At 49.6% G+C, this 23939-nt stretch carries 22 protein-coding genes and 1 pseudogene; 12 read left to right on the top strand and 11 right to left on the bottom strand.

Translation table 11 applies throughout. From position 1 onward, the window contains the following. Window positions 1-68 precede the first annotated feature (68 nt). The 3 genes from AT705_RS22735 to AT705_RS22725 all read left to right on the top strand — a co-directional run bounded on the left by AT705_RS22735 (window position 69) and on the right by AT705_RS22725 (window position 4702). A complete protein-coding gene (locus AT705_RS22735) occupies window positions 69-2249 on the top strand; it encodes an ATP-binding protein (protein WP_157576958.1) in 2181 nt (726 codons plus the stop codon). A 196-nt stretch (window positions 2250-2445) separates the two neighbouring features. After that, window positions 2446-3174, top strand: a complete 729-nt coding sequence (locus tag AT705_RS22730; RefSeq protein WP_058798606.1) for a glutathione peroxidase — start codon at window positions 2446-2448, stop codon at window positions 3172-3174. Window positions 3175-3253: 79 nt separating this feature from the next. After that, window positions 3254-4702, top strand: a complete 1449-nt coding sequence (locus AT705_RS22725) for a dihydrolipoyl dehydrogenase (RefSeq protein ID WP_058798605.1) — start codon at window positions 3254-3256, stop codon at window positions 4700-4702. 59 nt (window positions 4703-4761) lie between these two features. Here the strand turns inward: AT705_RS22725 and AT705_RS22720 are convergent, their stop codons facing one another. The 5 genes from AT705_RS22720 to AT705_RS25930 form a co-directional block, all read right to left on the bottom strand. Continuing rightward, window positions 4762-4983 (bottom strand): hypothetical protein, encoded by a 222-nt coding sequence (locus AT705_RS22720; RefSeq protein WP_058798604.1) that lies wholly within the window; start codon window positions 4981-4983, stop codon window positions 4762-4764. A gap of 3 nt (window positions 4984-4986) precedes the next feature. After that, window positions 4987-5592 carry a DUF2589 domain-containing protein gene (locus AT705_RS22715; protein ID WP_058798603.1) on the bottom strand — a complete coding sequence of 202 codons (606 nt, stop codon included), beginning with the start codon at window positions 5590-5592 and terminating at the stop codon, window positions 4987-4989. Between the two features lie 24 nt (window positions 5593-5616). After that, on the bottom strand, window positions 5617-6117 hold the full coding sequence (locus tag AT705_RS22710) for a DUF2589 domain-containing protein (protein ID WP_058798602.1): 501 nt from the start codon (window positions 6115-6117) through the stop codon (window positions 5617-5619). Between the two features lie 75 nt (window positions 6118-6192). Further along, window positions 6193-6624, bottom strand: a complete 432-nt coding sequence (locus AT705_RS22705; RefSeq protein WP_208856789.1) for a DUF2589 domain-containing protein — start codon at window positions 6622-6624, stop codon at window positions 6193-6195. Next, a complete protein-coding gene (locus AT705_RS25930; RefSeq protein WP_208856788.1) occupies window positions 6606-6815 on the bottom strand; it encodes a DUF2589 domain-containing protein in 210 nt (69 codons plus the stop codon). The genes AT705_RS22705 and AT705_RS25930 overlap by 19 nt, the downstream gene beginning before the upstream one ends. 256 nt (window positions 6816-7071) lie before the next feature. Here AT705_RS25930 and AT705_RS22700 point away from each other — a divergent pair, with 256 nt between their 5' ends. Then, window positions 7072-7428, top strand: coding sequence for a RidA family protein (locus AT705_RS22700; protein WP_010384425.1), 357 nt, complete (start codon window positions 7072-7074; stop codon window positions 7426-7428). 51 nt (window positions 7429-7479) lie between these two features. On the opposite strand, the pseudogene AT705_RS25925 reads toward AT705_RS22700, so the two are convergent. Beyond that, window positions 7480-7860, bottom strand: a pseudogene (locus tag AT705_RS25925) (DUF4437 domain-containing protein); the annotation flags it as partial. 31 nt (window positions 7861-7891) lie between these two features. Then, window positions 7892-8305 (bottom strand): DUF4437 domain-containing protein, encoded by a 414-nt coding sequence (locus AT705_RS25920; protein WP_167552018.1) that lies wholly within the window; start codon window positions 8303-8305, stop codon window positions 7892-7894. 176 nt (window positions 8306-8481) lie between these two features. Here AT705_RS25920 and AT705_RS22690 point away from each other — a divergent pair, with 176 nt between their 5' ends. The 3 genes from AT705_RS22690 (at window position 8482) to AT705_RS22680 (ending at window position 15584) form a co-directional block, all read left to right on the top strand. After that, the gene (locus tag AT705_RS22690; RefSeq protein WP_058798600.1) at window positions 8482-13797 is read left to right on the top strand and encodes an alpha-2-macroglobulin family protein; all 5316 of its coding nucleotides are present in this window, start codon (window positions 8482-8484) and stop codon (window positions 13795-13797) included. Between the two features lie 202 nt (window positions 13798-13999). After that, on the top strand, window positions 14000-15127 hold the full coding sequence (locus AT705_RS22685; protein ID WP_058798599.1) for an FAD-dependent oxidoreductase: 1128 nt from the start codon (window positions 14000-14002) through the stop codon (window positions 15125-15127). 115 nt (window positions 15128-15242) lie between these two features. Continuing rightward, entirely contained in the window at window positions 15243-15584 is a 342-nt protein-coding gene (locus AT705_RS22680) for an ArsR/SmtB family transcription factor (RefSeq protein ID WP_058798929.1), read from the top strand. Here the strand turns inward: AT705_RS22680 and AT705_RS22675 are convergent. The 3 genes from AT705_RS22675 to AT705_RS22660 all read right to left on the bottom strand — a co-directional run bounded on the left by AT705_RS22675 (window position 15581) and on the right by AT705_RS22660 (window position 19139). Then, the gene (locus AT705_RS22675) at window positions 15581-16840 is read right to left on the bottom strand and encodes an FAD-dependent oxidoreductase (protein WP_058798598.1); all 1260 of its coding nucleotides are present in this window, start codon (window positions 16838-16840) and stop codon (window positions 15581-15583) included. The two genes, AT705_RS22680 and AT705_RS22675, sit on opposite strands and share 4 nt — an antisense overlap. Before the next feature lie 80 nt (window positions 16841-16920). Then, window positions 16921-17904 carry a permease gene (locus AT705_RS22670; protein WP_058798597.1) on the bottom strand — a complete coding sequence of 328 codons (984 nt, stop codon included), beginning with the start codon at window positions 17902-17904 and terminating at the stop codon, window positions 16921-16923. Between the two features lie 344 nt (window positions 17905-18248). Beyond that, window positions 18249-19139, bottom strand: coding sequence for a LysR substrate-binding domain-containing protein (locus tag AT705_RS22660; RefSeq protein WP_058798928.1), 891 nt, complete (start codon window positions 19137-19139; stop codon window positions 18249-18251). Between the two features lie 140 nt (window positions 19140-19279). On the opposite strand from AT705_RS22660, the gene AT705_RS22655 reads away from it, so the two are divergent. Then, on the top strand, window positions 19280-20041 hold the full coding sequence (locus AT705_RS22655; RefSeq protein ID WP_058798595.1) for an isocitrate lyase/PEP mutase family protein: 762 nt from the start codon (window positions 19280-19282) through the stop codon (window positions 20039-20041). On the opposite strand, the gene AT705_RS22650 is transcribed toward AT705_RS22655, so the two are convergent. Then, a complete protein-coding gene (locus AT705_RS22650) occupies window positions 20042-21001 on the bottom strand; it encodes a LysR family transcriptional regulator (protein WP_058798594.1) in 960 nt (319 codons plus the stop codon). It lies immediately after the preceding gene. A 159-nt stretch (window positions 21002-21160) separates the two neighbouring features. Here AT705_RS22650 and AT705_RS22645 point away from each other — a divergent pair, with 159 nt between their 5' ends. The 4 genes from AT705_RS22645 to AT705_RS22630 are packed head-to-tail and all read left to right on the top strand — an operon-like array spanning window position 21161 to window position 23939. Continuing rightward, window positions 21161-22369 (top strand): MFS transporter, encoded by a 1209-nt coding sequence (locus tag AT705_RS22645; protein ID WP_058798593.1) that lies wholly within the window; start codon window positions 21161-21163, stop codon window positions 22367-22369. Continuing rightward, on the top strand, window positions 22366-22923 hold the full coding sequence (locus tag AT705_RS22640) for a hypothetical protein (RefSeq protein WP_049865330.1): 558 nt from the start codon (window positions 22366-22368) through the stop codon (window positions 22921-22923). Before AT705_RS22645 ends, AT705_RS22640 begins: the two co-directional genes overlap by 4 nt. Window positions 22924-22927: 4 nt before the next feature. After that, window positions 22928-23329, top strand: coding sequence for a hypothetical protein (locus AT705_RS22635; protein WP_058798592.1), 402 nt, complete (start codon window positions 22928-22930; stop codon window positions 23327-23329). Next, a complete protein-coding gene (locus AT705_RS22630) occupies window positions 23322-23939 on the top strand; it encodes an SCO family protein (RefSeq protein ID WP_058798591.1) in 618 nt (205 codons plus the stop codon). Before AT705_RS22635 ends, AT705_RS22630 begins: the two co-directional genes overlap by 8 nt.

Raw genomic sequence — 23939 nt, 5'->3', positions numbered from 1 at the left:
ATAAAAGTTGGATAGGCGTTTATTCTCAATACACATAAAATTTAGTGTCATACTTTTGGACGCTGACTTTGAAAAATATACTCGCCTTAACCTTTGCAACCCAACTCTGTGTACTTTGGCCTTCGGTCTCACACAGCGCAGATTTTGCCACCTATGAGCAGCAATTCCCACTTAAGGGGAAAAAGACATTTCGCGCTGCACTGGAAGAAGGGGAGGCGTTACTCACGCGATCAACACTCACAGCGCAACAGCGAACCTTTGTGCTACATCGTACGGCTTTGCATTTGGTTCGACTGGGGGAGTATGACCGCGCACAACACAGGCTTGATGCACTCGCGACGCATTTGAGCGCGCACCCAGACGATTCTATGCAAGGCAAATATCACTGGGTAAACGGTGACCTGGCCTTTCGCCTGGGCCACAACCAAAGTGCCCAAAACCACTTTCTCAAGGCCAGCGAGTTTTTCTCCCGCACTCAGGACTGGCGCATGCTCAGCCATGCCTATCGGATGGCCGCCAATGCCGTCGCAAAAGGCAGTCCAGACCTAAACGCCATTGAGCACATTGCTTTGGCAAAGCACTATGCTGAACTGGACAATAACATCCCGTTGCACAACGCGGCCTTTGATACAGAAGCCAGAATATACAAACTCTTTGGCCAGTTAGACAGGGCACTGGAAAGCCGTCAGGCCCAGCTTAACTGGCTTCAGCAACAAAATGTGCCGGACGAGGCCATGTTATCCGCAACTTATTATGGTCTGGCAGACATTTTTGTCGATTTTGGTGACCATCAGGCCGCGCTCGACGCCTTCATGCAATCATATCGCTATGACGAGCAGGTCAATGATCGTCTCTATATGGCACAAAACCAGATCAGGATCGCCGAGCAACATCTCCAACTCGGAGATTTAACTGCCGCAGATAAGGCCTATGGACAGGCAAAAACCTTCAGTGAATCAATCGACCATAAGCGTAATCTGGGCTGGGCCATTGCCGGGCTGGGCCGTGTTGAGTTGAGCAAAGGTAACTACTCTCAGGCCGCGAATCTCATCGGCCAGGGTCTGACTTTAATCAACCCGGTTCACAACCAGCTACTCCACAGCCAACACCTTGTCTGGTATGCCAGAGCATTGAGTCACATGAACCCGGAACAGGCCATCGAACAGTTAATGCCTTTTTTCAAAGCCGAGCCGACCGATACTATGGTGGAAGCCGCTAAAGTGCTCGCATTTGCCTATCAGCAACAACGAGACTTTGCATCAGCACTGCGCTATCAGGCGCAGGCCACTGAATTACTCGAGCAGCAGACAGAACAGTCGCGGCTGACTCGCCTGGAAGCCAAAAAACGTGACGCTGAACTCCATTTAGAAACGCTCAAGGTAAATCAGTTGCAAAGCGGACTGGATGAACAAAAACGCCAGAACAAACTACAAAGTGTTATCCTGGCAGCTGCGATTATCGTGCTGCTGAACTTTTTCCTGATGTTTTACCTGTACCATCTGAAAAAACGCAAAGTCATGGAAAAAGAGGCTGCAGTACTAAACCAGGCGTTGACACTCAAACAGCAGTTATTAGCGGATGTCTCTCATGAACTGAGAACGCCTCTGACCGTACTCAAACTGAATATCGAAGCACTCCAACACAATCTCATTACCGATCCGGACGCCACTTACACCCTGATGCAAAGCCGTTTATCAATGTTAAATACGCTTATTGCTGATATTTACGAGTTAGCGCAGGCAGACACACATAGTCTGCAACTGGATTTGCACACCCGACCTGCCAAAGCACTGTTTGATGAGTTACTCAGTGCAATCCAGCCATTAGTCGCGCAAAACGACCTGACACTCAGTACACAAAACACGCTGTCAGACACACTGGAGATTACCTGCGATATTAACCGGATGCATCAGATCTTCAACAACCTGGCACGCAACAGCTGCCATTACAGTAACAAACCCGGTCAGGTCAGTGTCACCATTGCCCAACAAGATGAGCAGCTGGTGTGTCACTTTGAAGATTCCAGCCCGGGTGTCAGTGACGAAGATTTGCCTCGTCTCACCGAGCGACTTTATCGCTGCGATAAATCCCGCAGTCGTGATTTAGGCGGCTCAGGTCTGGGCCTGTCAATCTGTCAGAAACTCACAGAATTACATCAGGGACAGCTGTCCCTGTCTCACAGTCAGTTAGGCGGTCTGCGGGTCACGCTGACACTGCCGCTCGCAGCACGCACGCCCTCAGCCGACTAAACCCGGCTGCCTTCCCCTTTTTACAGTTTTACTTTAGAGTAATTCGAACTAGGCTAAAAACACCATCGCCTGAGTGCATTGCACTGAGCGATCATTTCATTCTATTTTTCCAATTGAACTGATTAATTTAACCCATTATACAAATGAATCGATTCGCCTGATAATGGCTACATCGAAATCAAAGGAGACAAACAGTATGTTAAACAATATCGAAGGTCAGACAATTCCTCAGGTAACTTTCCCGGTACGTGAAAACGACGAATGGAAAAACATCAGCACAGATGACCTGTTCAAAGGTAAAACAGTGGTGCTTTTCTCGCTACCAGGCGCCTTTACGCCAACCTGTTCATCTACACACCTGCCACGTTACAACGAGCTGGCCGGCGTATTTAAACAAAATGGTGTCGACGACATCGTCTGTATCTCTGTAAATGACACCTTTGTCATGAACGCCTGGGCCAAAGATCAGGAAGCTGAGAATGTGACACTTATCCCGGACGGAAACGGCGAGTTTTCTGAAGGCATGGGCATGTTGGTTGACAAAAAAGACTTAGGCTTTGGTAAACGCAGCTGGCGTTACTCTATGCTGGTTAAAGATGGCGTTATTGAAAAAATGTTCATTGAACCAGACGTACCAGGCGACCCGTTTGAAGTATCAGATGCCGATACTATGCTTGAATACATCAACCCGGAGCAGGTTAAGCCTCAGCCTGTTTCAATCATCACTAAACCTGGTTGTCCTTTCTGCGCTAAAGCGAAAGCACTGCTGGATGAGAAAGGTCTGGTTTATGAAGAACTGGTGTTAGGTCAACAAGCCACACTGACCAGCCTTAAAGCACTATCCGGTCGTGAAACTGTGCCGCAGGTGTTCATTGGCGGTAAACACATTGGCGGCTCAGACGACCTGGCTGCACACTTCGCTTAATACCCGTAGCAGCCATTAGGCCAATATCAGTGTAAAGGGGCTTAACAGCCCCACAACTCCCCTTGCTCAGAGGTAAAACATGAAACAACTTGAAACTGACGTCGTCGTCATTGGTGCGGGCACTGCCGGGCTCAGCGCCTATCGAAATGCCAAACAATCTACTGACAAAGTGTTAATGATCGAAGCCGGTGCATATGGCACCACTTGCGCACGGGTCGGCTGCATGCCCAGCAAGTTGTTGATTGCTGCGGCGGAAGCCGCACACAGTGTCACCGAAGCACCCAAGTTCGGGGTTAATACCACAGTACCTGAAATAGATGGTAAAGCCGTGATGGCACGGGTACGTAGCGAACGTGACCGGTTTGTAGGTTTTGTACTGGAAGCCGTGGATGAGCTGCCTGAGCAAGACCGTATCAAAGGGTATGCGCGCTTTTTAGATGCCAACCGAATTCAAATCGACGACCATACCGTGGTCACTGCGAAACGGTTTGTCATCGCTACCGGTTCAAGGCCCAATGTCCCCGGATTCTTTCAGGCATTTGGCGACAAACTGATCATCAATGATGACGTATTCGACTGGCAGGATTTACCTGAATCTGTGGCCGTGTTTGGTCCGGGCGTAATCGGCCTCGAATTAGGACAGGCACTACACCGTTTGGGCGTCAATGTGAAGCTATTTGGCGTGGGCGGCAATATTGGACCATTGACTGATCCGCAGATCCAGGACTATGCCAATACCGTTTTTGCAGAAGAGTTTTATGTCGACAGCGATGCCAAAGTCTCTGATATGAAGCAGGTTGGCGATAAGGCACAGCTGACTTATATTGACCGCGAGGGTAAACCACAAACGGAGCAGTTTGACTTCGTACTGGCAGCAACGGGCAGGGTACCCAATGTTGATAAACTGGGCCTTGAAAACACCGGCATTGAACTGGACGAACGCGGCGTACCACTTGCCGACCCCTATACGATGCAATGTGGCGACAGCCATATTTTTATCGCCGGTGATGCCAGCAATCAGATCCCATTGTTACATGAAGCGGCCGATCAGGGCACCATTGCCGGTCAAAATGCCGGACGGTTCCCGGATGTGCGTAATGGCCTGAGACGTGCGCCCATTGCGGCCGTATTCAGTGATCCGCAAATCGCCATGGTCGGTGAGAGTTTTAAACAACTCAATGAGCGATATGGTAAGTGTGGATGCTTTGCGATTGGTGAAGTAAGCTTTGAGAATCAGGGTCGTAGCCGAGTGATGCTCAAAAACAAAGGGTATATGCACTTGTATGCAGAGCAGGGCAGTGGTCTGTTCCTGGGTGCAGAGTTCATCGGTCCCTCAGCTGAACATATGGCGCACCTGCTGGCCTGGGCTGTACAAAATAAAATGACGGTACCTCAGATGCTGGATATGCCCTTTTACCACCCGGTAATCGAAGAAGGCCTGCGTACTGCATTGAGAAACCTCAACGCAAAACTCAAATTTGGTCCGGATATCATCCAGCATTGTATGGAATGTGGTCCGGGCGCTTAACAGCTATGCCATAGCCCGGGCGTGTTAATACACTGCCGGGCTAGTCACAGTCGCGCCGCTCAGGCATCGTATCGACCTGCCTGGTGCGTCGCTTCGTTACGCATTTGCTCAAACTTATCAAACGCATCAGACACCACCTCTTTATCCGTCGCAGTCAGTGAAATAGTCACCCCACAACTTGGGTTAGAGCAGGAAAACGCTTGTCCAGCCAGCAGGAGGCTGGATTCAAAATGGATAGGCACGCCGCATTCAGGGCAGTCAATTTTAGATTTTATACTCATCGTTTAATCCTCATTTTTACGGGGTAAAGGAGTCAGGCTTTTCGCGAAAATATCCAGTATTGTGGTAATTCCACGTGGCAGAGGTAGTTGCCCCGCTTCGAGCATCACTTCATAATTCGCATGTGCCGAGCCGGATTGTTGCTGGCTCTGATTGCCAGATTTCGCCAAAGCACCATGCAACTCGGTTTCAAATTCATGCGCGTGCTCGGGCTGTCGAGTCTGAGAGCGACTCTGTTTACTTTCCTGTGATGTCTGCTTTTTTATTTCTCTGGAGCTTTTCACTTCCATACTAAAAGATACTTTTAGTTTTTCTATCGCCAGCGAGTTGATCGGGATCAGCGTCATCAACGGGATTGAGATCTCCATTTCATAAGGGGTTTTACTGATACTGCCGTCTTTCTCCAGTACTGAACGGGACAGCGTAAATGTCACCATCACCGGCGTCAGGTGACCATGGTTATGGCTATCTTTTTCAAAGCAGGTCGATAAAATAAACTGAGTTTGCGCATTTGCTATCATCGCATTGGCATCTGTGGCTGCTTTGAGCGGTGCACCAATCAGTGCTTTCATGGGCAAACCGGCAAATTGAGACGCAATATTGTTGTTCATACTTTAGTCCTCACACTGTGTGGCTTAGCCTGGAATTTGCGCCCTGAGTGCACGCTCATATCCTTCAATCAGCTTTTGCAGACCTTCTGGCGGTTCGTTGCCGGTCAAGGTGATCTCCAGGCTCGCATTAGCCGTGCTCTCAGTAGTATCCTGCTGACCCATTAGCTTTTTGCGCAGCCCACCAGGTTTGGCATTACTGCGGGCAAACGCGACCATCAGCTGCTCTTGATCATTGTTGCTGATCTCCAGCTCGGCAATAAATTTCACTTCAGAGATACGAGGTGAAGAAATAGGCACCAGCGCTAATAAAGGCACCTCCGCACTTACTGTGTCTATGCCATGCTCCGTACGGCTGGGAAACTCCATTGCGCAAGTTTTGGGTGAGTAGCTGGGTGCTTTCCCTTTGCCATTATCTTGTTCATCAAAAAAGCGTTTTACAAAATCCAGCGTTTCGCCTTCAACCGATTTAGCAGCATCTTTGACACCTTTGTGGATCGCTTTCATGAGTGATTGGAATTCGATCATGATATTCTCTTTGTATTTATCCGGTTAATAAAGGGAAGCACACGGCTTCCCCTGGTTGGGTGCTATTACAGGTGATTACTCTTTTTCGATAATCGGGTCGATGTTCTTCGTAAAGGCATTGATGATGGTGGTTACACCGGTTGGCAGCGGTAACTGGCCTGCATGAACGTCCACTTCATACTTGGCTTTATTCGACGCCTCATAGTGCTCACGTTGCTTCGAACTGGATTTGCTGCTGTGTGATACAGAACCATGGACTTCTACCGAGAACAAGCCGGCATTGTATTTTGCCGTGATGTCGGCTTTGGCCGCGGTTTCCTGCTCAGACTGCTTTTCATTGTCCTTGGACATTGAGCTGGACACTTCCATTTCAAAGTGCACTTTCACGTCATCAACCGCCAGAGAGTTCAGCGGGATCAACGTCAACAGAGGTAGCTTCAGTGTGATATTCGCTTCTGACGTCGCTGTGCCTTTGATCACCGGGCGACTCAGCGTGAACTCGACCATAATTGGCTTGAGCTGACTTGAACTCCCCTGAGCCCCCCGGTTGATTTATCAAAGCAGGTACTGAGCATAAACTGCGTTTGCGTACGTGCCATCATGCCATTTGCATCTGTTGCAGCTTTCAGTGGGCCACCGATAAGCGACTTCATAGGTAAGCCACTGAATTGCTGCGCCATAGATACCAGTCCAGACATAAAATTCTCCTCAAAAATTACTCTTAAATTCGCGACATCATGCCGCCTCGGATAACGTTCACTATCAGGTCAACGTTGGATGCCATGTTAGGCGTCAGGCGGAAATAACAATCGGCGCTTTAGGGCAATAATTCGGGGACATCTGGCAAAGATAAGCTGGAGAATAAAGGGACAAAAGCACTTACACAGAGCAACAGGCAGTGATACCATCGAAGCCTGTTATGTGTTCCACTATTTATTCAATAAAGGACCCCCCGTGATACAGAGAATTGATACCAAACAACGCATGAGCCGCATCGTCAAACACAACGGCACCATCTATTTATGCGGTCAGGTGTGTAAAGACGCAGAGCAGGGCATTAAGGAACAAACCGCCACTATGCTTGAGAAAGTCGACGAGCTGTTGCTTCAGGCTGGCAGTGATCGTGAGCATATCTTGTCTGCCACAATCTATATCAAAGACATGCAGTATTTTAGTGAAATGAACGAAGTATGGGATGCCTGGGTGCCTGAAGGCCACGCACCTGCCCGCGCTTGTGTAGAGGCGGCTATGGCAAGAGACACCTTACTAGTAGAAATTTCAGTGATTGCAGCTGAGATCAACCCAGCTTAATACAATCAGCCCGGTTTGTTGTGCCGGGCTGATTTTCCAGCACTCCTCAAACTATTCTCGTGCTATTTGAAATGCCTGATTTGTCCTCACGTAAAGTAGGGTAGGTGCCTTGGTACTCAACGCCAGCTTTACGACGTCCTGAACGGCCAGATAACTGCCAGGTCTTAACTCCGGGCTTTTCTGAGTGTTTGCCTGCAAGACATTAATGGACCCCTGGATCACCATCGCTTTAAACTCTGTGCCCGTGCTGGACAAGGTCACCTTTGTCTTTGCCGGTAACTTCACCAACGCACCTGTCAGCGGTGCTTGCTGGCATAAGTTTGTCAGTCGAATACCTGCGCCCCTGAGCTGCGTTGACGTATGCTGATCCAACCAGGTCAGGAGATTGACGGGCCGCTCACCATTATCAAATTGCTGTGCAGAGGGCTTAACAGATAGAGGCCCAGGTCAATTTCAAGGTAAATCATATTGCCCTGCACATTGGCGGATGTAATGTGATCTTCCTCAGCCGCTTGAGTCCAGTAAGATCCGGTGGCATCCACATCGCTTTTGCCTGAGGGTCGTCGTTATGCAGCGGGCCTTCTATCACAATACCGCGATAAGACACATTATGAATATGAGGCGGTGACGAAAAGCCCGGTTCAAATCTCACCAACATTTCTGTCTCTCCACAAGTTCGCAGCCCTCGGGCTCTTATCACCCAAGCCGGGTTCAGATGACCCCATTCAATTTGCTCGGTGCTGATAATCGTTACCTCATTACTACCCAGGCTCGTATCCTGAGCCTTAGAGAGTGGGAGAAAAAACACGCCGAAATAATTAAAGCACTGAGTAAACTGGATTTTGCCACGAAGATAAGTCTCGTGTGAAAACGACAAAGTGAATGCACATCAGTTTAAGCCCTTGGAGACAAAAGATAAAATTGGCTACGGGTTGAAAGATTATCAAGGTTTGATTGATAATCACTCTAAAAATGCACTTTTTCACCCCTATTCCTGCAGGCAGGCGTTATTGGTTTGATCAAGTTGCCAGCTACTCAGAATAAGGAATACACATGTTGCAAAGAAGCGCGCTGCTGTTGCTTACCCTCGTCATCTGCTTTTTTCAGGTGCAGGCACTGGAGGTAGAGAATGTCCGCTTTAATACTCACAAAAACAAGCTGACCCAAATCCTGATCCAGTTTAACGAAGAGGTTGCCCAGCCGGGCCAGGTACCCAGCCATGCTCAGCTATCTCGGATCAGGCTTTCGGATAAGTATAAACAACAATGCCGCTGGCGCTTTGTATCGCTGAATAAACTCAGCTGTGATTTGTATGCCAATATTAGCGCCTATGTACCGTTAGAAGTACGCATTGAAGCAAAATTCCCCGGTCTGCACGCTCAATTACAAAAAGACTATACAACACAGTGGTATAGCGCACATTGGCCCCTTTATATTGATGAGTCCCACGAACAACAGCTTCAGCTGAAATACCGTGCTTTCTCCGACGCAGACAAACGTGCAGTGTGGGACATCACAAACTCCCTGACCTTTACACTCGATGGTCAACCAGTGACACCAAGCAAACGGCACTATGACGAGTACAGTGATAATCGCGGTTATTTGCTCACCTTTGATTTTGCAGCATCACTGCAACCTGGCAGCGTGGAAGTCACCTTGCCTGCCGGTTTTCGGCCAACAGAAGCGCATCTAGCTTTACCTGCGCCACAACCGATCCCATTCCTGGTTCAGACCTCGCAGCCTCCTGTAGAAGCCAAATTTATGGGTATTTTTTGTGAACAATCTTATCCGTCTGATTCCTTCTGGTACAAGACCTACTATCCACTCTCCCCGGACGACATCGCCACTTGTACACCTGAGTCTCTGGCATTCGGATTTAATCATGAGGTAGAAAAGTTCTGGCTCATGGAGTCTGTGATTTCACCATCCGTTTCGACCCAGCCGATTATCATCACAGGCAGTGCCCGTAAAAATCCAGATGACGATCTCTACTACTACCCGGTTGCGCTCAAAGGAGATACCGACTACCAACTCAACTTCAGAGCATTGCGTTCTGACTCAACCAAACAAGCCTTCTCAGGGGCTGGTACGCTGCATTTTCACACAGCCCCCAATAGTCCATATTGGCAGATAAGTGACCAATCTGGCGAAGCATACCCAGCGCATACGCACGCCGAGTTACCACTGATGACACGCAATACGCAAGATCTCTCAATTCAGTTTTACCCGGCAAAAACTCTGACGCAATTACATCACTGGCTTACTACAAAAAACAAAACCACACTGCTCACCAAAGTGCCCAATGTATCACGCCATATGGACAATCAGTTGCACCAAACGCGTTTGCCCGTCAGTGCCCGGTTAAATGACCAAAGTGGGGTCCTGTTTTACGATATACGAGGTGCGAGTACAGCCTCCATTTATGCGAGCGACGTTGAAATGCGCCAGCATCAGCACACGCTGGCCGCCTCCGATTTTAACCTGACAGTACATCAGGGACCCGGCATCACACTTCGCAGCAGCGAATTTAATACGGATGTCCCAATGACAGACGTTGAGGTTTATCTCGCCTGTTCGTCATTCGTCACCCCTAAACAGCTGGGAAAGAGTAATTCTAATGGCTTGTTGACGCTCAGTTATGGTACATGGCAATCATTACTACCACACAGTGACGTTGACTGCTGGTTATGGGCCAGCAAAGGCGAGGCACATGCCATGATCACAATCACCCCAAAACCTGCCAGTGCCATCACGGGTAGTCTGCTCAATAGTCAGCCTATTTACCAGCCAGGCTCTGCCATTGATTTAAGCGTTGTGCTGTATCAGCACACCCCAAATGGCCTGCAACCTCTGCTAGATAATGTCGACCTGATCCTACGAGACAGAGACACTGACCATACGGTTCAACTGGAGCAGAGGTCGATATCTGAATTTGGCATACGACAATTTCACCTCGCGAAGGGGTTAGACAAAGCCAGCATTTATCAGGTAAGCGCCGAGGTAGCAGGAGAGGCATATTCGTTAGGTGACCTCCTTGTCTTTGAGTTCATTCCGCCTGAAGTAGAATTGAGCTGGCAACACCCGGACATGGCATATAAAGACCAACCAATGACCATCTCAGTCAGTGGTAAAACAATGAATGGCTATACAGCAGACAACCTCAGTGGCGAATTAAAATACCAGTTTATCCGCTTTGGCTATTCAGACCTGCCTAGCAGCTGGCCACAAGATTACGAATTTAGCAGCAGCAGAGAAGCCCCGGAAAACCAGCATCAACAAGCTGTTGCATTAAGTGCCAACGGCCCAAGAGCATCTGCAGGTTTTACTCCCACTGAGACCATGCCGCTAGTTCGACTCGCATTGTCTGGCAGAGTGGTCACTGAACAGGGCGAAATGCACTTTTTCGATCAGGCACTGACCTACCTATCGCGGGCACATTACATTGGCTTAAAAGAATCAGACGATAAAGTCCATATCATCGCTGTTGACCAGGGCGGTGCGCAACTATCGGTACCGGCAGCCGTCTATGTGGAAGTATCGACCAGTGAAAACGGAAAAGAGCGCACGGAGCAAGTTTTGCTATGTAAAGTGCAAACGCCTGCATACTGCGACTTGCCAGACGATGAGTCTGGCTATTATTCGCTGGATATCCGCAGCGGAAAACAAAATTACTTATGGCAACGTTACCTATTCAGGCACGGCCCCTCAAACGATGAGCATACGTCAGCACATAAACTCACCTTATCTGGTGACAAACAAGTCCTTGCCGGACAGGAGTATGCTTTCTCACTTGATGCTCCACAAGACGGTGAAGCCCTGGTTTTCGTCACTGCGGGTGAGCATCAGGCATTACACTCCTTCGCTGTCACACAGGGCAACAACGACTTAACATTGTCAATACCACATAGCTGGCGTCCCGGCTTTGAGATGAAAGCAGTCATGCCACATACAGACAAACAAAGAGCCGCATTACGCCAGCAATGGCAAAACCAGGCCAATCAAGCATTGAGCGAGTGGCAAGCTCAGCCTCGCTTTACGCTGGCGAGCTCTGCACCTGCACTGCCAAATAAACCAGACACCCATGGCCAATTCGCCAGACTCACAGTGACCGTTTTGCCAGCCCAAAGTTTATCACTTGAAGTAACGCACCCGGATGCAGTACCGGCCAGCGGTCAACTAGACATCACCCTGTCTAGCAATCAGGATGCAGACATTCAGCTCTGGCTGGTCAATGATGCGTTGTTCAACATCGCGTATGACGAGGTCACAGATATACATCTGGCGGATTTGTTTAACCAGAGCCGCTATCACCAGCGCATTGTCAGCAACTACAATCTGAACAACTGGCTGGTTGACCCCCAACTAACCCAGCAACTGGAACAGACTAGTCTGAGTGCTAAATACGAGGCACTGAGAATGACCGGCTCTAGTATGGCCGACAATAATTCACAAGCATATGCGCTTGCACAGTCAGTATGGCAACCTGTTATATCACTGAATGCTAACAAGGAAAAAACCGTCACACTGGCGTTGCCCCAGCTGCTCGGGCGTTGGCGTGTCTTTGCTGTTGCACTGAATGCGCAGGATACTCAGACATATACGGGTACCCTGACCAGCCATGCTCAGCTGGAGTATCATGTGACACATGCGACACATTTCATTCAGGGCGATCAGGCCATCATCACTGTCAGAGCAGCAAACCGAACGAATACAGCACAAAAGGATACAGTACAACTCACACTGAACGGTCAAACACTCATTGGCCAAAGTATTGTGCTAAACAGTCAGGGGGAGCAAGTCATGCATGTGCCGCTCCCCGAATTAGGCCCCGGCGAATACGCGCTGAAACTTTACAGCAGGCGCCTAAACAAGCCTCGGTTCTCGACCTTTAAAGTGAGTGACAATAGTCGTATAGTTCAGGCAAGCTGGCTACTCGACCCGGCTCGTCAAAACACCATTTCGCTGGCAGATGATGCAACGCTTGTCTCTGCTGAAGCACACCCCATTAAGCAGCTTGCGCCTAATTGGTCAGCCTTGATACAACACCATCAGCATTACCCGCATCAATGCTGGGAGCAAACCTTATCCAGAGCTTTAAGCTACAGTGTAAACCCCCTTGCCAGTCAACTTTGGCCTGATGGCAAAGCGTCCCTGCAACACGCTTTAACGAAAGGGGAAACGGAGAATTTAAGTTGGCATCATGACATTGGGTATGCCTATTATCCGAACCGTAACGCTGACCCGATGCTAAGCGCGTACACTCTGCTCGTCAGTCACTGGCTGAGTGGCAGCGACTTCGACCTCAACACCAACAAAGAAACTCTTGAATCGATGGCAGCTAACCTACTTAAAGCATTGCAAAGGGCCCCACACAATCGACGCAATTTCATTGATGACAGTGCTGACTGGCAGTGGTGGGCTCTGGCACAGAAGGGTCAGGTGACACTCGCGCAAATTTTGAGCTGGCGACAGATGTTCGGCGTATCAGGTACCCGCAGTAATTTACTACAACTCTTAGCAATGAAAGCCGCTGGTTATAACCAGCCTGAACTGGAAAAAGCCCTTGCACGGCTGCTGGATGAAGGCTTTCAGGATCAAACCCTCAGCGCACTCTCCGGACCACAGGAGCAGTGTCTTGCATTAATGCTTACAGAGCGCGAGACATTAACCGCGCAGCTCAGCAAGCTGGCCATCAGTCGTCAACATAGACAAGGGCATTTTGGCAATACACTGACAGATGGGATCTGCTCACTCGCCCTGAAAGGCCACCGCCAAAGTGCTTCAGTTCCCGTGACATTTACACAGCACAACTCCTCTCAGGACAATGAGCAAAGCTATCATATTGACTCACCTCTGAAAGCAGCATATTGGCTAACAGTGCAGAGCCGCCAACCACTGGCGTCTCCCACAGTGGTAAATGGCGGACTTGATGTGACACGTCGTTATCAGGTTTACGATAACAATCGCTGGCAGCCATTTGCAGGACAAACACTCAACCCCGGGGACCTGATCAAAGTGTCGCTGGAGGTCTTTTCGGCCGAAGACCGGGCACATGTGCTGTTAACCGATACTCTGGCTGGCGGATTGCATGCACTTAACCCTGAACACCGTTATACCCAGTACAAAAACTGGTTAAAGACAGATTACGCGGATATCGGACTACATCTGCAACAAACCATACAGGGTTTACAGCAGGCCACCTTTTATCAGGCCCACCTCAGCGCCGGCACCACCATATTTGAATATCTGGCACAAGTGCGCGCCAGTGGCCTTTATCTTGCACCGCCAGCCAGAGCTGAAATGATGTACCAGCCAGACATTGCAGGCAATAGTAATGCGGAGACGATCTCTATAGCCACCTTACCCTAAGCTTTGTGCATTCCAGCACCACACACTCGCGGGCTGAAAACTCACCCCGCGAGTTCATACTTTAAGCCTCTTAATATAAAGAAATTCAATCCAAATAAAACTGATACTGAGCTGATAATTATGCCGCTTTGTCCCTATTTTGTTGTAACACCACACTGCAAATGCAACATTATCACATATCAATAATAAAAAGGGAGAGAGCATGAACAGGCGTGAATTACTACAAGGTGCCGGGAGCTGCCTGGGATTACTGGGTCTGACTTCTTGTGCGGGTTTGTCTACAGCGGCTTTACGCTCTGGCAGCCGATATGCAGACTACCAGCAAGTAAACGCAACGGCGGACAGCGTATTAAACACTGTGGTTGGATTGAGGCCGTTCAGACCAGCAGGGTACAGATTAGACAAAGAGATGATGGGGGATAAAACCCTGGTGCATAATTATGGCCATGGGGGCGGCGGCATTAGCCTATCTTGGGGCACATCCCACATCGCCGCAGAGCTGGCCAGTCAGGCTAAACATAAGGATATTGCTATCCTCGGTTCTGGTGTAATGGGGATCACAACCGCCTTACTGCTAGCGCAAAAAGGATTCAATGTCACCCTCTATGCTGACTCATTCCCCCCAAACACCACATCAGACATCGCGGCTGCGCTGTGGTTGCCCAGCAGCTATTTTGATCGGAAGCTTGTCTCTTCTGAGTTCATCAAGCAAGACCGACAGATAATACGCCAAGCTTTTAAGCGTTTCTTGCCCTATATCAACCGTCCGGGTTACGGTGTGTATTGGCATAATTATCACTTACTGCTCAATCAGCAGCCAAAAGTAAGCCGCGCCCTGCCAGGTGGTGATGATCTCTATCCGGACTTGTCATCCAGCACGCAAGATAACCTGTTCGGTTACCCCTACCAGCGCTTCATGCGAGCATTGATGATAGACCCCATGCTCTATCTGCCAAGCCTGTTGCGTGATGCTCAGATGGCGGGGGCAAGCCTCACACAGGTACGCTTTGACTCACTAGCCCATATCCTGACACTCAAAGAACGTGTGATTGTGAACTGCACGGGCCTGGGGTCAAAAACGCTGTTCGGTGACGATAGCATGTATCCTGTACAGGGCCAGCTCACTCATCTCATGCCACAACCAGAGGTCAGCTACTCCTATGTGGTTCCCGCAGCTGAAGGCTGGCTTTATATGTTCCCTCGTAAGGGCTCAATTGTGATTGGCGGCACTGCTGTAAAGGGGGCTTACAGTACAATACCGAATACCCAACTTACACAAGACATGCTCACGGGTCATGCAAGACTGGCAGACAAATTGGTGCTCAAGTAACGTCTTACAGACCTGTGCTGCTGAGTGATAAGGCAAAGAGCAAGCTCTGACAAAGCCTTTTTGCCTCATTCGTATATTTCCAGTATTATGGAATTATATGATTGAGGAGCAAGATATGGAACTGGCATCTGCGGCAGATAAACTCGCCGAACTGGGACACACCACCCGATTAAGTATTTTTCGATATTTAGTGAAAGGGGGCACGCATGGCGTACCCGTTGGCGAAATACAGGCTGCGCTAGATGTGCCGGGTTCGACTTTGTCTCATCATATTAATCGGCTGGTAAAAGTGGGGCTGGTCAAGCAAAGGCGAGAAAGCCGCACACTTTACTGCGTGCCTCAATACGATGCACTAATAGGGCTGATCGGATTCTTGCAAGAAGAGTGTTGTGTCAACCAGTCAGACGACCCCAGCTGCGATAGCACATGTAATACCGCTCAGGGCGAGCCAAGCTAGCCACAACATGCGCCCTGTTGCGCCTTTGGTGCACCAGGAAATCTCAACTGAGACGAGCGAGCGGCCTCTGTATTACCCGCCAGAGATTCGACAATCGAGCGCACCTGCTCATACCCGGTGAGCATTAAGAAAGTCGGGGCACGTCCATAGGATTTCATACCCGCAATGTAAAAGTGCGCATCATCATGAGACAACTCATCGACTCCGTGTGCACGCACTGAACCACAACTATGCAAATTTGGGTCAATCAATGGTGCAAGCCGCGTTGGTGCTTCGACAATATGATCCAAATCCAGCCTTAATTCTCGCAACATCTCCAGGTCAGGCCTGAAGCCGGTCGCAACGATAATGTTATCGACCTGCATCCCGATAGGTGCCCCACCCGCCAAAGCGCGGATATCCAGCCCATGCCCGGCCCGGATAATCTCTTTGATCTCTAAGTGAGAAACCAGCTTTAACGTATCATTTTCTATAGCCTTTTTGGCCGCCAACCCGAGCTGCCGGCGCGCAGGCACTTTGTCGTTGATGCCTTTGCCCAGCAGCTTATCGATGTTGTTTTTACGCATGCCCCAAATCACTTCGGTACCGGGCTCTGCCACTTGCAGTTTTAGCAAATCCAGTGCGATATTCATTGCTGAGTGGCCGGCACCCACCACCAAGTTGCGTTTTCTCGCAAAATCGCTTCGCTGACTGCCCAGAATGTCCGGGATGCCATAATAAACACTCTGCTGATTGGCCAACTCACCAGGCACAGGCAAACCATCAAGCCCCAGCGGATTTGGACTCGACCAGGTCCCGGACGCATCTATTACAGCATCACTGTGCAGCATCTGGCTCCCTAGCTCATTTCGACAATGCACAACAAAACGTGCGCTGTCACGACCTTGCGTTGTATGCTTACTGACCCCAGCTTTAGATACACCAAAGACCTCTGTGCCATAGCGAATATGCTCCGCCAATTCGGGTAATTTGGCCGCAGGTTGCAAGTAGTGTTCGACGACTTCCCGACCAGTAGGAGTTACATCGGCATCTACGCCGGGCCAGCCATGCTCAGTCAGCAGGTTTACCACAGCCTCATCCAGCATATAGGACCAGGGCGTAAACAAGCTAACGTGTCCCCATTGCAACATTGCAGCCCCAGCGGTGTCACCTTTTTCAATAATAGTGGGGCGGATCCCTTTTTCCAGCAGTCTTGCAGCCGCAGCCAGGCCGATGGGTCCGGCACCAATAATAATGACTTCTTTGATTGGTTTCATATCGGGTTACCTCTTGATTAATAGTATCTAACTCAGGCGGTCGGCTTAGCCTGCCAACCTCTAAAAAAACAAATAAACGGCTAAAAAATAAGGGTATATAAGTACCCGGCAGTCATCGCCATCCCGAGTACCACACCCAGAAATGCCAGGATCATCTGCGTTTTGAAAATGGATTTAAGCAGGATAACTTCGGTCAGGCTGGCACCAGCACTGCCAATGATCAGCGCCATGACCGACCCCAGTGCCATACCTTTTTGCACCAAACCGGCACTCAGAGGGATCACCGCAGAAGCTCGAACATAAAGAGGAATACCAATGACGGCGGCAAGTGGAATGGCATACCATTTGTTTTCACCGGCATAGTCAACAATGAGCTCTGTCGGTACAAACCCGTATATAAATGACCCTACGGTGATACCAAGCAATAAATAGGGCAGGGTAGTGAGGAAGTCTTTCCAGGTTGTTCGCCAAATTCGCAACCAGCGATTTTCTGCCTGCTTTGTGCCTGTAGCGGGGTTTTTTCTATCCCCACATTGGCTACTTTCCGGGTTAAGCGGCGTCTCTTTGCTCGTCTGACCGGCGTTGCAACCCGACTGACTGACCGCAGCCTGATAGGCTTCATCCCGAACAAAACGCTCAAACCCCAGTCGCTCCAATAAGTAGCCCGATACGACTGATGTGATCAAAGCAACGGCAAAATAAAACAACGCCACATCCAGGCCGAACGTCACAATCAATAACCCAATAACAATAGGGTTTAACAGTGGGCTGGAAAATAAGAATACGGTGACGGGCCCAAACCCGGCCCGTGCCTGCAACAGTCCTTTTAAGAACGGGATCGTTGAGCAGGAACAAAATGGGGTGATTGCTCCCAGCAACGCCGCAATCATATAACCCTTACCTTTACGGGCACTCAGATTTTCCCTCACTTTTTCAGGCGTAATGTACTCCTGCAGCACACCCACCAAATAGCTTACGACAAGAAATAACACGGTTAACTCCAGCGCAAGGAACACAAACATATCGGCCGCTTCTTTAAGCATGACCTGCATTTCTGGTGACATACATCTCTCCTGATCTAATTTTATATTTCTAGTATCATGGAAATATAAAATCAGATCAATCTATATTTCTATAAATATGGAAATAAATTACAGAAAATCTACATGCTTGTCACCCGGACAACGATAGATTAAAGCCAATAAACTTTTGAAATTAAAATGTATTTGTCATAAAAAAGATAGACGGTGGTCCGCCTTGGACATACGCATGCCACCAAGGCTGGTCGTTGTATCAGAGAATCAAAAAACATATGCGTTAAGCCCAAGTCAATCACAGCCGTAGCTTTAATATGCTCAAACCTGGCTGCAAATGGCCAATTTTTACTTGGGCGCAAGCCCATACAACGCTATATCTCCTGCGCTTTTAACCAGTTCATAAACGTTTGTAAGCGCGCTATCCGGGCGGAGTTAGGGTCGTAAACCAGATAGCGTTTCACCGGATTAGGGTGGGGCAGTTGGAACGGAATAACGAGTTCACCGTTATCGAGCTGACGGCGAAACAGATATGGTACAGCCAGGGTAACACCATGGCCGTTGGCCACAGCGCTGAGTGCCATATCCGTGCTATTAACATAGGTCCAGTGTGGGTGATCGACATAATCTACGACCTGTTGCGCCTCAAACCAGCTTGGCCAGTCATATGCACCGGGTTGCTCCAACGTTACCAGCCAGGTAGCCAGCAGATCGGCCGGGGTTTTGAGCGGTAAAGATGCAGCCAGCTGCGCGGAGCATACGGGTAACACAGGTGAAGCGCCAAAATACTCACAAGCCAGCGAGGTTGGGGTGTGCTTTTCGACCTGTGTGCAGAAACGAATTGCCAGATCAATGCGAGCGTGTCTCAAGTCTTCAAAACTCGCGGAAGAGTGCAGACGAATGCGGATCTGTGGATACAAGCTTGCGAACTCCTGCAATCTGGGCATCAGCCACAAGGTATTAAATGCCTGTGTAGAACTAATGCTGAGCTCTCCCGCTAATTCTTCCTGACGCAGGCTATTAATGCCTTGACCGATCATCGTTAAGGCCGGTCCGGTATGCTCTGCCAACGTACACCCGGCCTGAGTCAACTGCATTTGACGGCCAACTCGTACAAATAACCTTTGCCCCAGCTGTCGCTCCAGCATCCTCATCTGCTGACTGACTGCGGCCTGCGAAATACACAACTCGGAGGCGGCCAGACTATAACTCTGATGTCTTGCCGCACACTCAAATGTCACCAGCAAATTGATATTTTTGAACACGATAGGGGCACTTCCGAATTCCAGGACAAAAAACATTATAAGCTGAGCTTATAGTACAAGTCGATTTATATCGTTGGTCTTTGGAACCGGGTAACCGCACTATAGTGACCACAAAACAGTGATAATATCAGCGAGATAATATGCAAGCATTCAAACAATTACATCAACAAACAAGCCCGTTTTTACTAGCCAATGTCTGGGACGCCGCCAGTGCCAAAGCAGCACAGCAAGCGGGATATCAGGCGCTGGGGACTTCCAGCGCAGCCGTTGCCAGCGTACTGGGCTACGACGACGGCGAACACATGTCTTTCGACGAACTATTTTTTATGGTCACTCGGATCAGCCATGCCACCGACTTACCTTTAAGTGTTGATATCGAATCCGGTTACAGCCGTGATCCACAGACAATAGCAAAGCACATTCAACAACTTGCGCAACTGGGTGTGGTCGGAGTTAATCTCGAAGACAGCCTGGTAAACACAACCCGCACCTTATTCGATGCTAATGAATTTGCGGCACGGTTAAAAGCCGTACGTCATGAGTTAGCCGCTCAGCAGATCGACATCTTTATTAATGTGCGCTGCGACGCTTTCTTGCTGGGTCTCGACAACGCGCGCGAGGAAGCAATGCATCGGGCATCTACATACCAGCAAGCGGGCGCCGATGGTTTGTTCTTACCCTGTATTACCCAACAAGCAGATATTCAGGCCATCACAGAGACTTGTCAATTACCCCTGAATGTCATGGCAATGCCAGATCTGGCCGATTTTGACACGCTTGGTGCGCTCGGGGTGAAACGGATCAGTATGGGCAATTTTGCCTTTGAAGGGATGTGCACCCATCTAACCCAGCAACTCCAGGAGATCCGCTCGCAGGGCAACTGTGCACCTTTATTCGGCTGATCAATCAAATTGCACACGCGGCGGCCAGTGCTGTGCCCAGGTATGGGTTGGTGTTTCTTGCTGTGCTTCCAAAGCGGTGACCAGGAAATCCAGAAATACCCGTACTCTGGCAGGCAAATACGCACGTTTTGGATAAATCGCAAACACCCCGCTGTCTGGCATAGGTGCTCTGAACGCGGGGTAAAGCGATACCAAAGCCCCGCTTTTGAGTCCTGCTTTAGCGAGAAAGTGCGGCAACTGAGCGAATCCAAAGCCATCGGCACACAATTGGGCCATGGCTTCACCATCATCCGTAATATGCGTGCGATGTAGCTCACAGAGTTGATAAACACCGTCCGCATCTGGCAAAAAAATCGGTTGCAGCTGCTGCGTTTCCTTTATCTTAAAGCCTATCCAGGCATGTCCGTTGAAATCGTCCAAATGAACAGGCATGCCATGCTGATTAAGATAATCCGGTGACGCACAAACCACAAAATCCATCGGGCTCAGACAACGCGCAACCAGACGGCTGTCTTTAACAAAGCCGGTGCGTAATGCCACATCAATGTCCTGCTCGATAATATCCACATGCATATCATCAAGGGATAGTTCCAGTGTGATCTCCGGGTAACGCTGACAAAACGCTTTAAGCAAGGGGCGTAGATACAAATGACCATAACACACCGCAGAATTGACGCGTAACCGCCCTCTGGGGGCATCATTTAGCTGCCTAAGTTCGTCTTCACAGCTGGACAGTGCCTGAATGCTCGAACGCACGGTTTGTGCATAGTGACGCCCGGCCGCCGTGATCTTCAGTTGACGGGTAGAGCGCTGGAATAAAGTCACCCCGAGCTCAGCTTCCAGCCGGCTCACGGCTTTACTGATGGTGGAGGGGTCAGTATTGCAAACTCGTGCCGCGGCCGCAAAGCTCTGCTCTTCACAGGTTGCCAGAAACAAGGTTAGCGATCTCAGTTTATCCATGATAGTCAGTCCTGTGATTTGGGTAAACACCTTAGATATTGGCACTATATCAGCAATTATTCATGAATAGTATTCACGACTAAATGGCCAGAACTGAGGTTTTTCAACCTCTCGCAGCCACTTAAAGTATCCGCAAAGATACTCAGGAGGCGACAGACTATGTTAAATCGTACTGCAAACAGTGCAGCAAACTCATGGGTCAGTTATTTTTGCCTGGCATTCGTTGCCATGGCCGGGCTGGCCTACCTTAATTTTTTACCTGCGGTCGTGGACGCGCTGGCAGGCGGCATTGGTTTTTCCCCACAGCAAGCCGGCACACTGGTAGCCAGCAACGGCTACGGTGCATTACTGGGCAGTATCTGCGCCATCTTTGTGGTTCGCCATATTGCCTGGAAGCAAGCTTTACTCATCACCTTCCTCGCATTGTGCATTATGGAACTCTGTACCGCTGCATGGAGCACGTACACTAGTTTATTGGTCTGGCGATTTATCGCCGGTGTACTGGGCGGGTTTAGCGTAGGTGTGTCATTTGCCACACTCGCGCGTTTAAGTAACCCCGACAGAGCGTTCGGCGCATTATTGTTGATTCAGTTTAGTATCGGCTCAATGATTATCTATGCCATACCGCTGCTTGAAGCCTTGCTGGGTGACTACGCGGTGTTTTACACCATGGCGGGTTTGGTGTGCCTGGCCCTGATATGTTTGCCCTTGTTACCCGCATTACCAGCCCAAACTGACACCAAGCAGCAGACAAAACGCTTGCAGCTATCAGCCAAGAGCAGCCAATTACTGCTGGCGATGCTGCTCTATCTGGTTGCAGCGAGTGGGATCTGGGCCTATGCTGGCCAAATAGGGCTGGCGGCAGGGATGTCACAACAACAGACCAGCCAGACAATTGCAATGACGGGCTTACTGGGGCTAGGTGGCGCGCTGTTACCCATACTCAATCCAAACAAGGCCCACCGCGCTGTGTGCTTAAGTGGCGGTATTTCACTTTCAGCCATAGCAGCCTTATTGCTTTGTTTTGCACACTTTGACTTGATCTACACGCTTGCACTGGCCCTGCTATTTTTTGCCTGGCCGGCGGTACATGCCTATCTGCTTGCAGTGACGGCAGGGCTGGACAGCTCAGGTCAACTCTCTTCCTTCGCAGCGGTAGTATCCAGTGTCGGAGTGGCATCCGGGCCGCTGCTCGGTTCCGCATTACTCAACAACGATGTCTTCACCACGATGTTGAGCACCTTTGCTGCACTGCTAGCCCTCAGCCTGGGAATGCTGCTCGGGCCACTAAAAGCCCCAAGACTCGCGCAATCTCAACTAACCACAACGCCTGAACAAGATTACCAAGCCACAAGGAGTATCCGATGATCAAATACATACTGAACAAAATGCTCATTTCGATGCAGAAAAAGTACGACTACGACGTCACCTACATGCAGGATGTGCTGTCTGCGGATCTGAGCGCTTTTTTTAAATATCTGAAATTTCAGTCCATGGCTGATTATCGTGGCGGTTTACCTGCCGCCCCCTTGTATGCAGCCAAATTGCGCGCCATTTTGTGGGACGACTGCGGCCCCTGCACTCAACTGCTGGTCAATATGGCACTGGAAGCCGGCGTGCCCGCCACTCAGGTCAGTGCAATTATCAATAAGGACCTTGCAGCACTGCCTGATGAACTGGCGCAAATCGTGGAGTTTACCGACCTAGTTCTGGCCCACAATCCCGGTGCTGATGATATTCGTCCACATATCCGTTCAAAGTGGGGAGATAAGGGGCTGATCGCCATTGCCTTTAGCATCAGCTCATGTCGTGTCTACCCGGCACTAAAATATACTCTGGGGCATGGTAAAGCGTGCAGCCGTGTCGTCGTGAACGAGCAAACCCTGACTCCAACAGATAAAAACAGTGCAGTCACAGGGTAATGTTATGCGCAAAAAAGTCACTACATCCATTGCTGTTTTGCTGGGGCTGGCGGCGCTGGCAAATGGCATATTTATGCTCTTCTATCCACAGCAGTGGTACTGGAGTGTGCCCGGTGTGCCCGATCGGGGCTTTTATAATCAGCATTTTATTCGCGATATCGGTATGTTGTATATGCTGATTGGCGGGGCATTTAGCTACGGCGCTTTTTATACTCGCTACCGTTTTCAGATATGGCTGTTTCCTACCTTGTGGTTAAGCTGTCATGCGTTATTTCACTTTTGGGAAGTGCTGGTCGGGATCTGCGGGCCCATTTTTCTGCTCATTGATTTTGCGGGCGTCACTTTGCCCGCTTTGCTGGGACTATGGCTGTGCTGGCAGGTAAGAAAGGAGCAAGTTGATGCATAGCAAGTACGCAGTACTGTCGGCGCTGTTGTTCGGCTTAGGGTTAGGTATGCTGCTCCCGGTCGCCCAACCAGCTCAATCTGTCGTCACGCAGCAAATCATGCAAAAAACAAAGCGACACCTGAGCCCTTTTGAGTTACACAGTGTACACGGCACATTTGATCAACACGCACTACTCGGGCAATGGACAATCGTCATATTCGGGTTCACACATTGTCCGGATATTTGCCCAACGGCACTGTCTCGGCTAGCGTCTCTGGAAACACACTTAACAACACGCTCCACCGAAGGAACATTGGCGTATGTGTTTGTATCCGTCGACCCGAAACGAGATCCAGCACCTGAACTACACAAGTATGTACGCTATTTTAGCGACTCTTTTATAGGGGTTACGGGCCATACAGAACAACTGAAATTGCTGGCTCGCAGTGTCGGTGCGCAATTTCAGGTTACCGCAAATTCGGGCAATTACCAGATTACCCATTCCACCATGCTTTATTTAATTGGGCCAGAAGGCAAACTGCGCGGGCGTTTTAATATTGATACTGATCTGGCTGAACTCGCTTACCAACTTAACAGTTTCATAAACGGAGCAAGGAGGCAAACAACTTAA

Source organism: Pseudoalteromonas rubra (assembly GCF_001482385.1).
In the GTDB taxonomy this organism is placed as follows: domain Bacteria; phylum Pseudomonadota; class Gammaproteobacteria; order Enterobacterales; family Alteromonadaceae; genus Pseudoalteromonas; species Pseudoalteromonas ardens.
The sequence above is the reverse complement of the archived record's forward strand: the minus strand, read 5'-3'. Positions and strand labels throughout refer to the sequence as shown.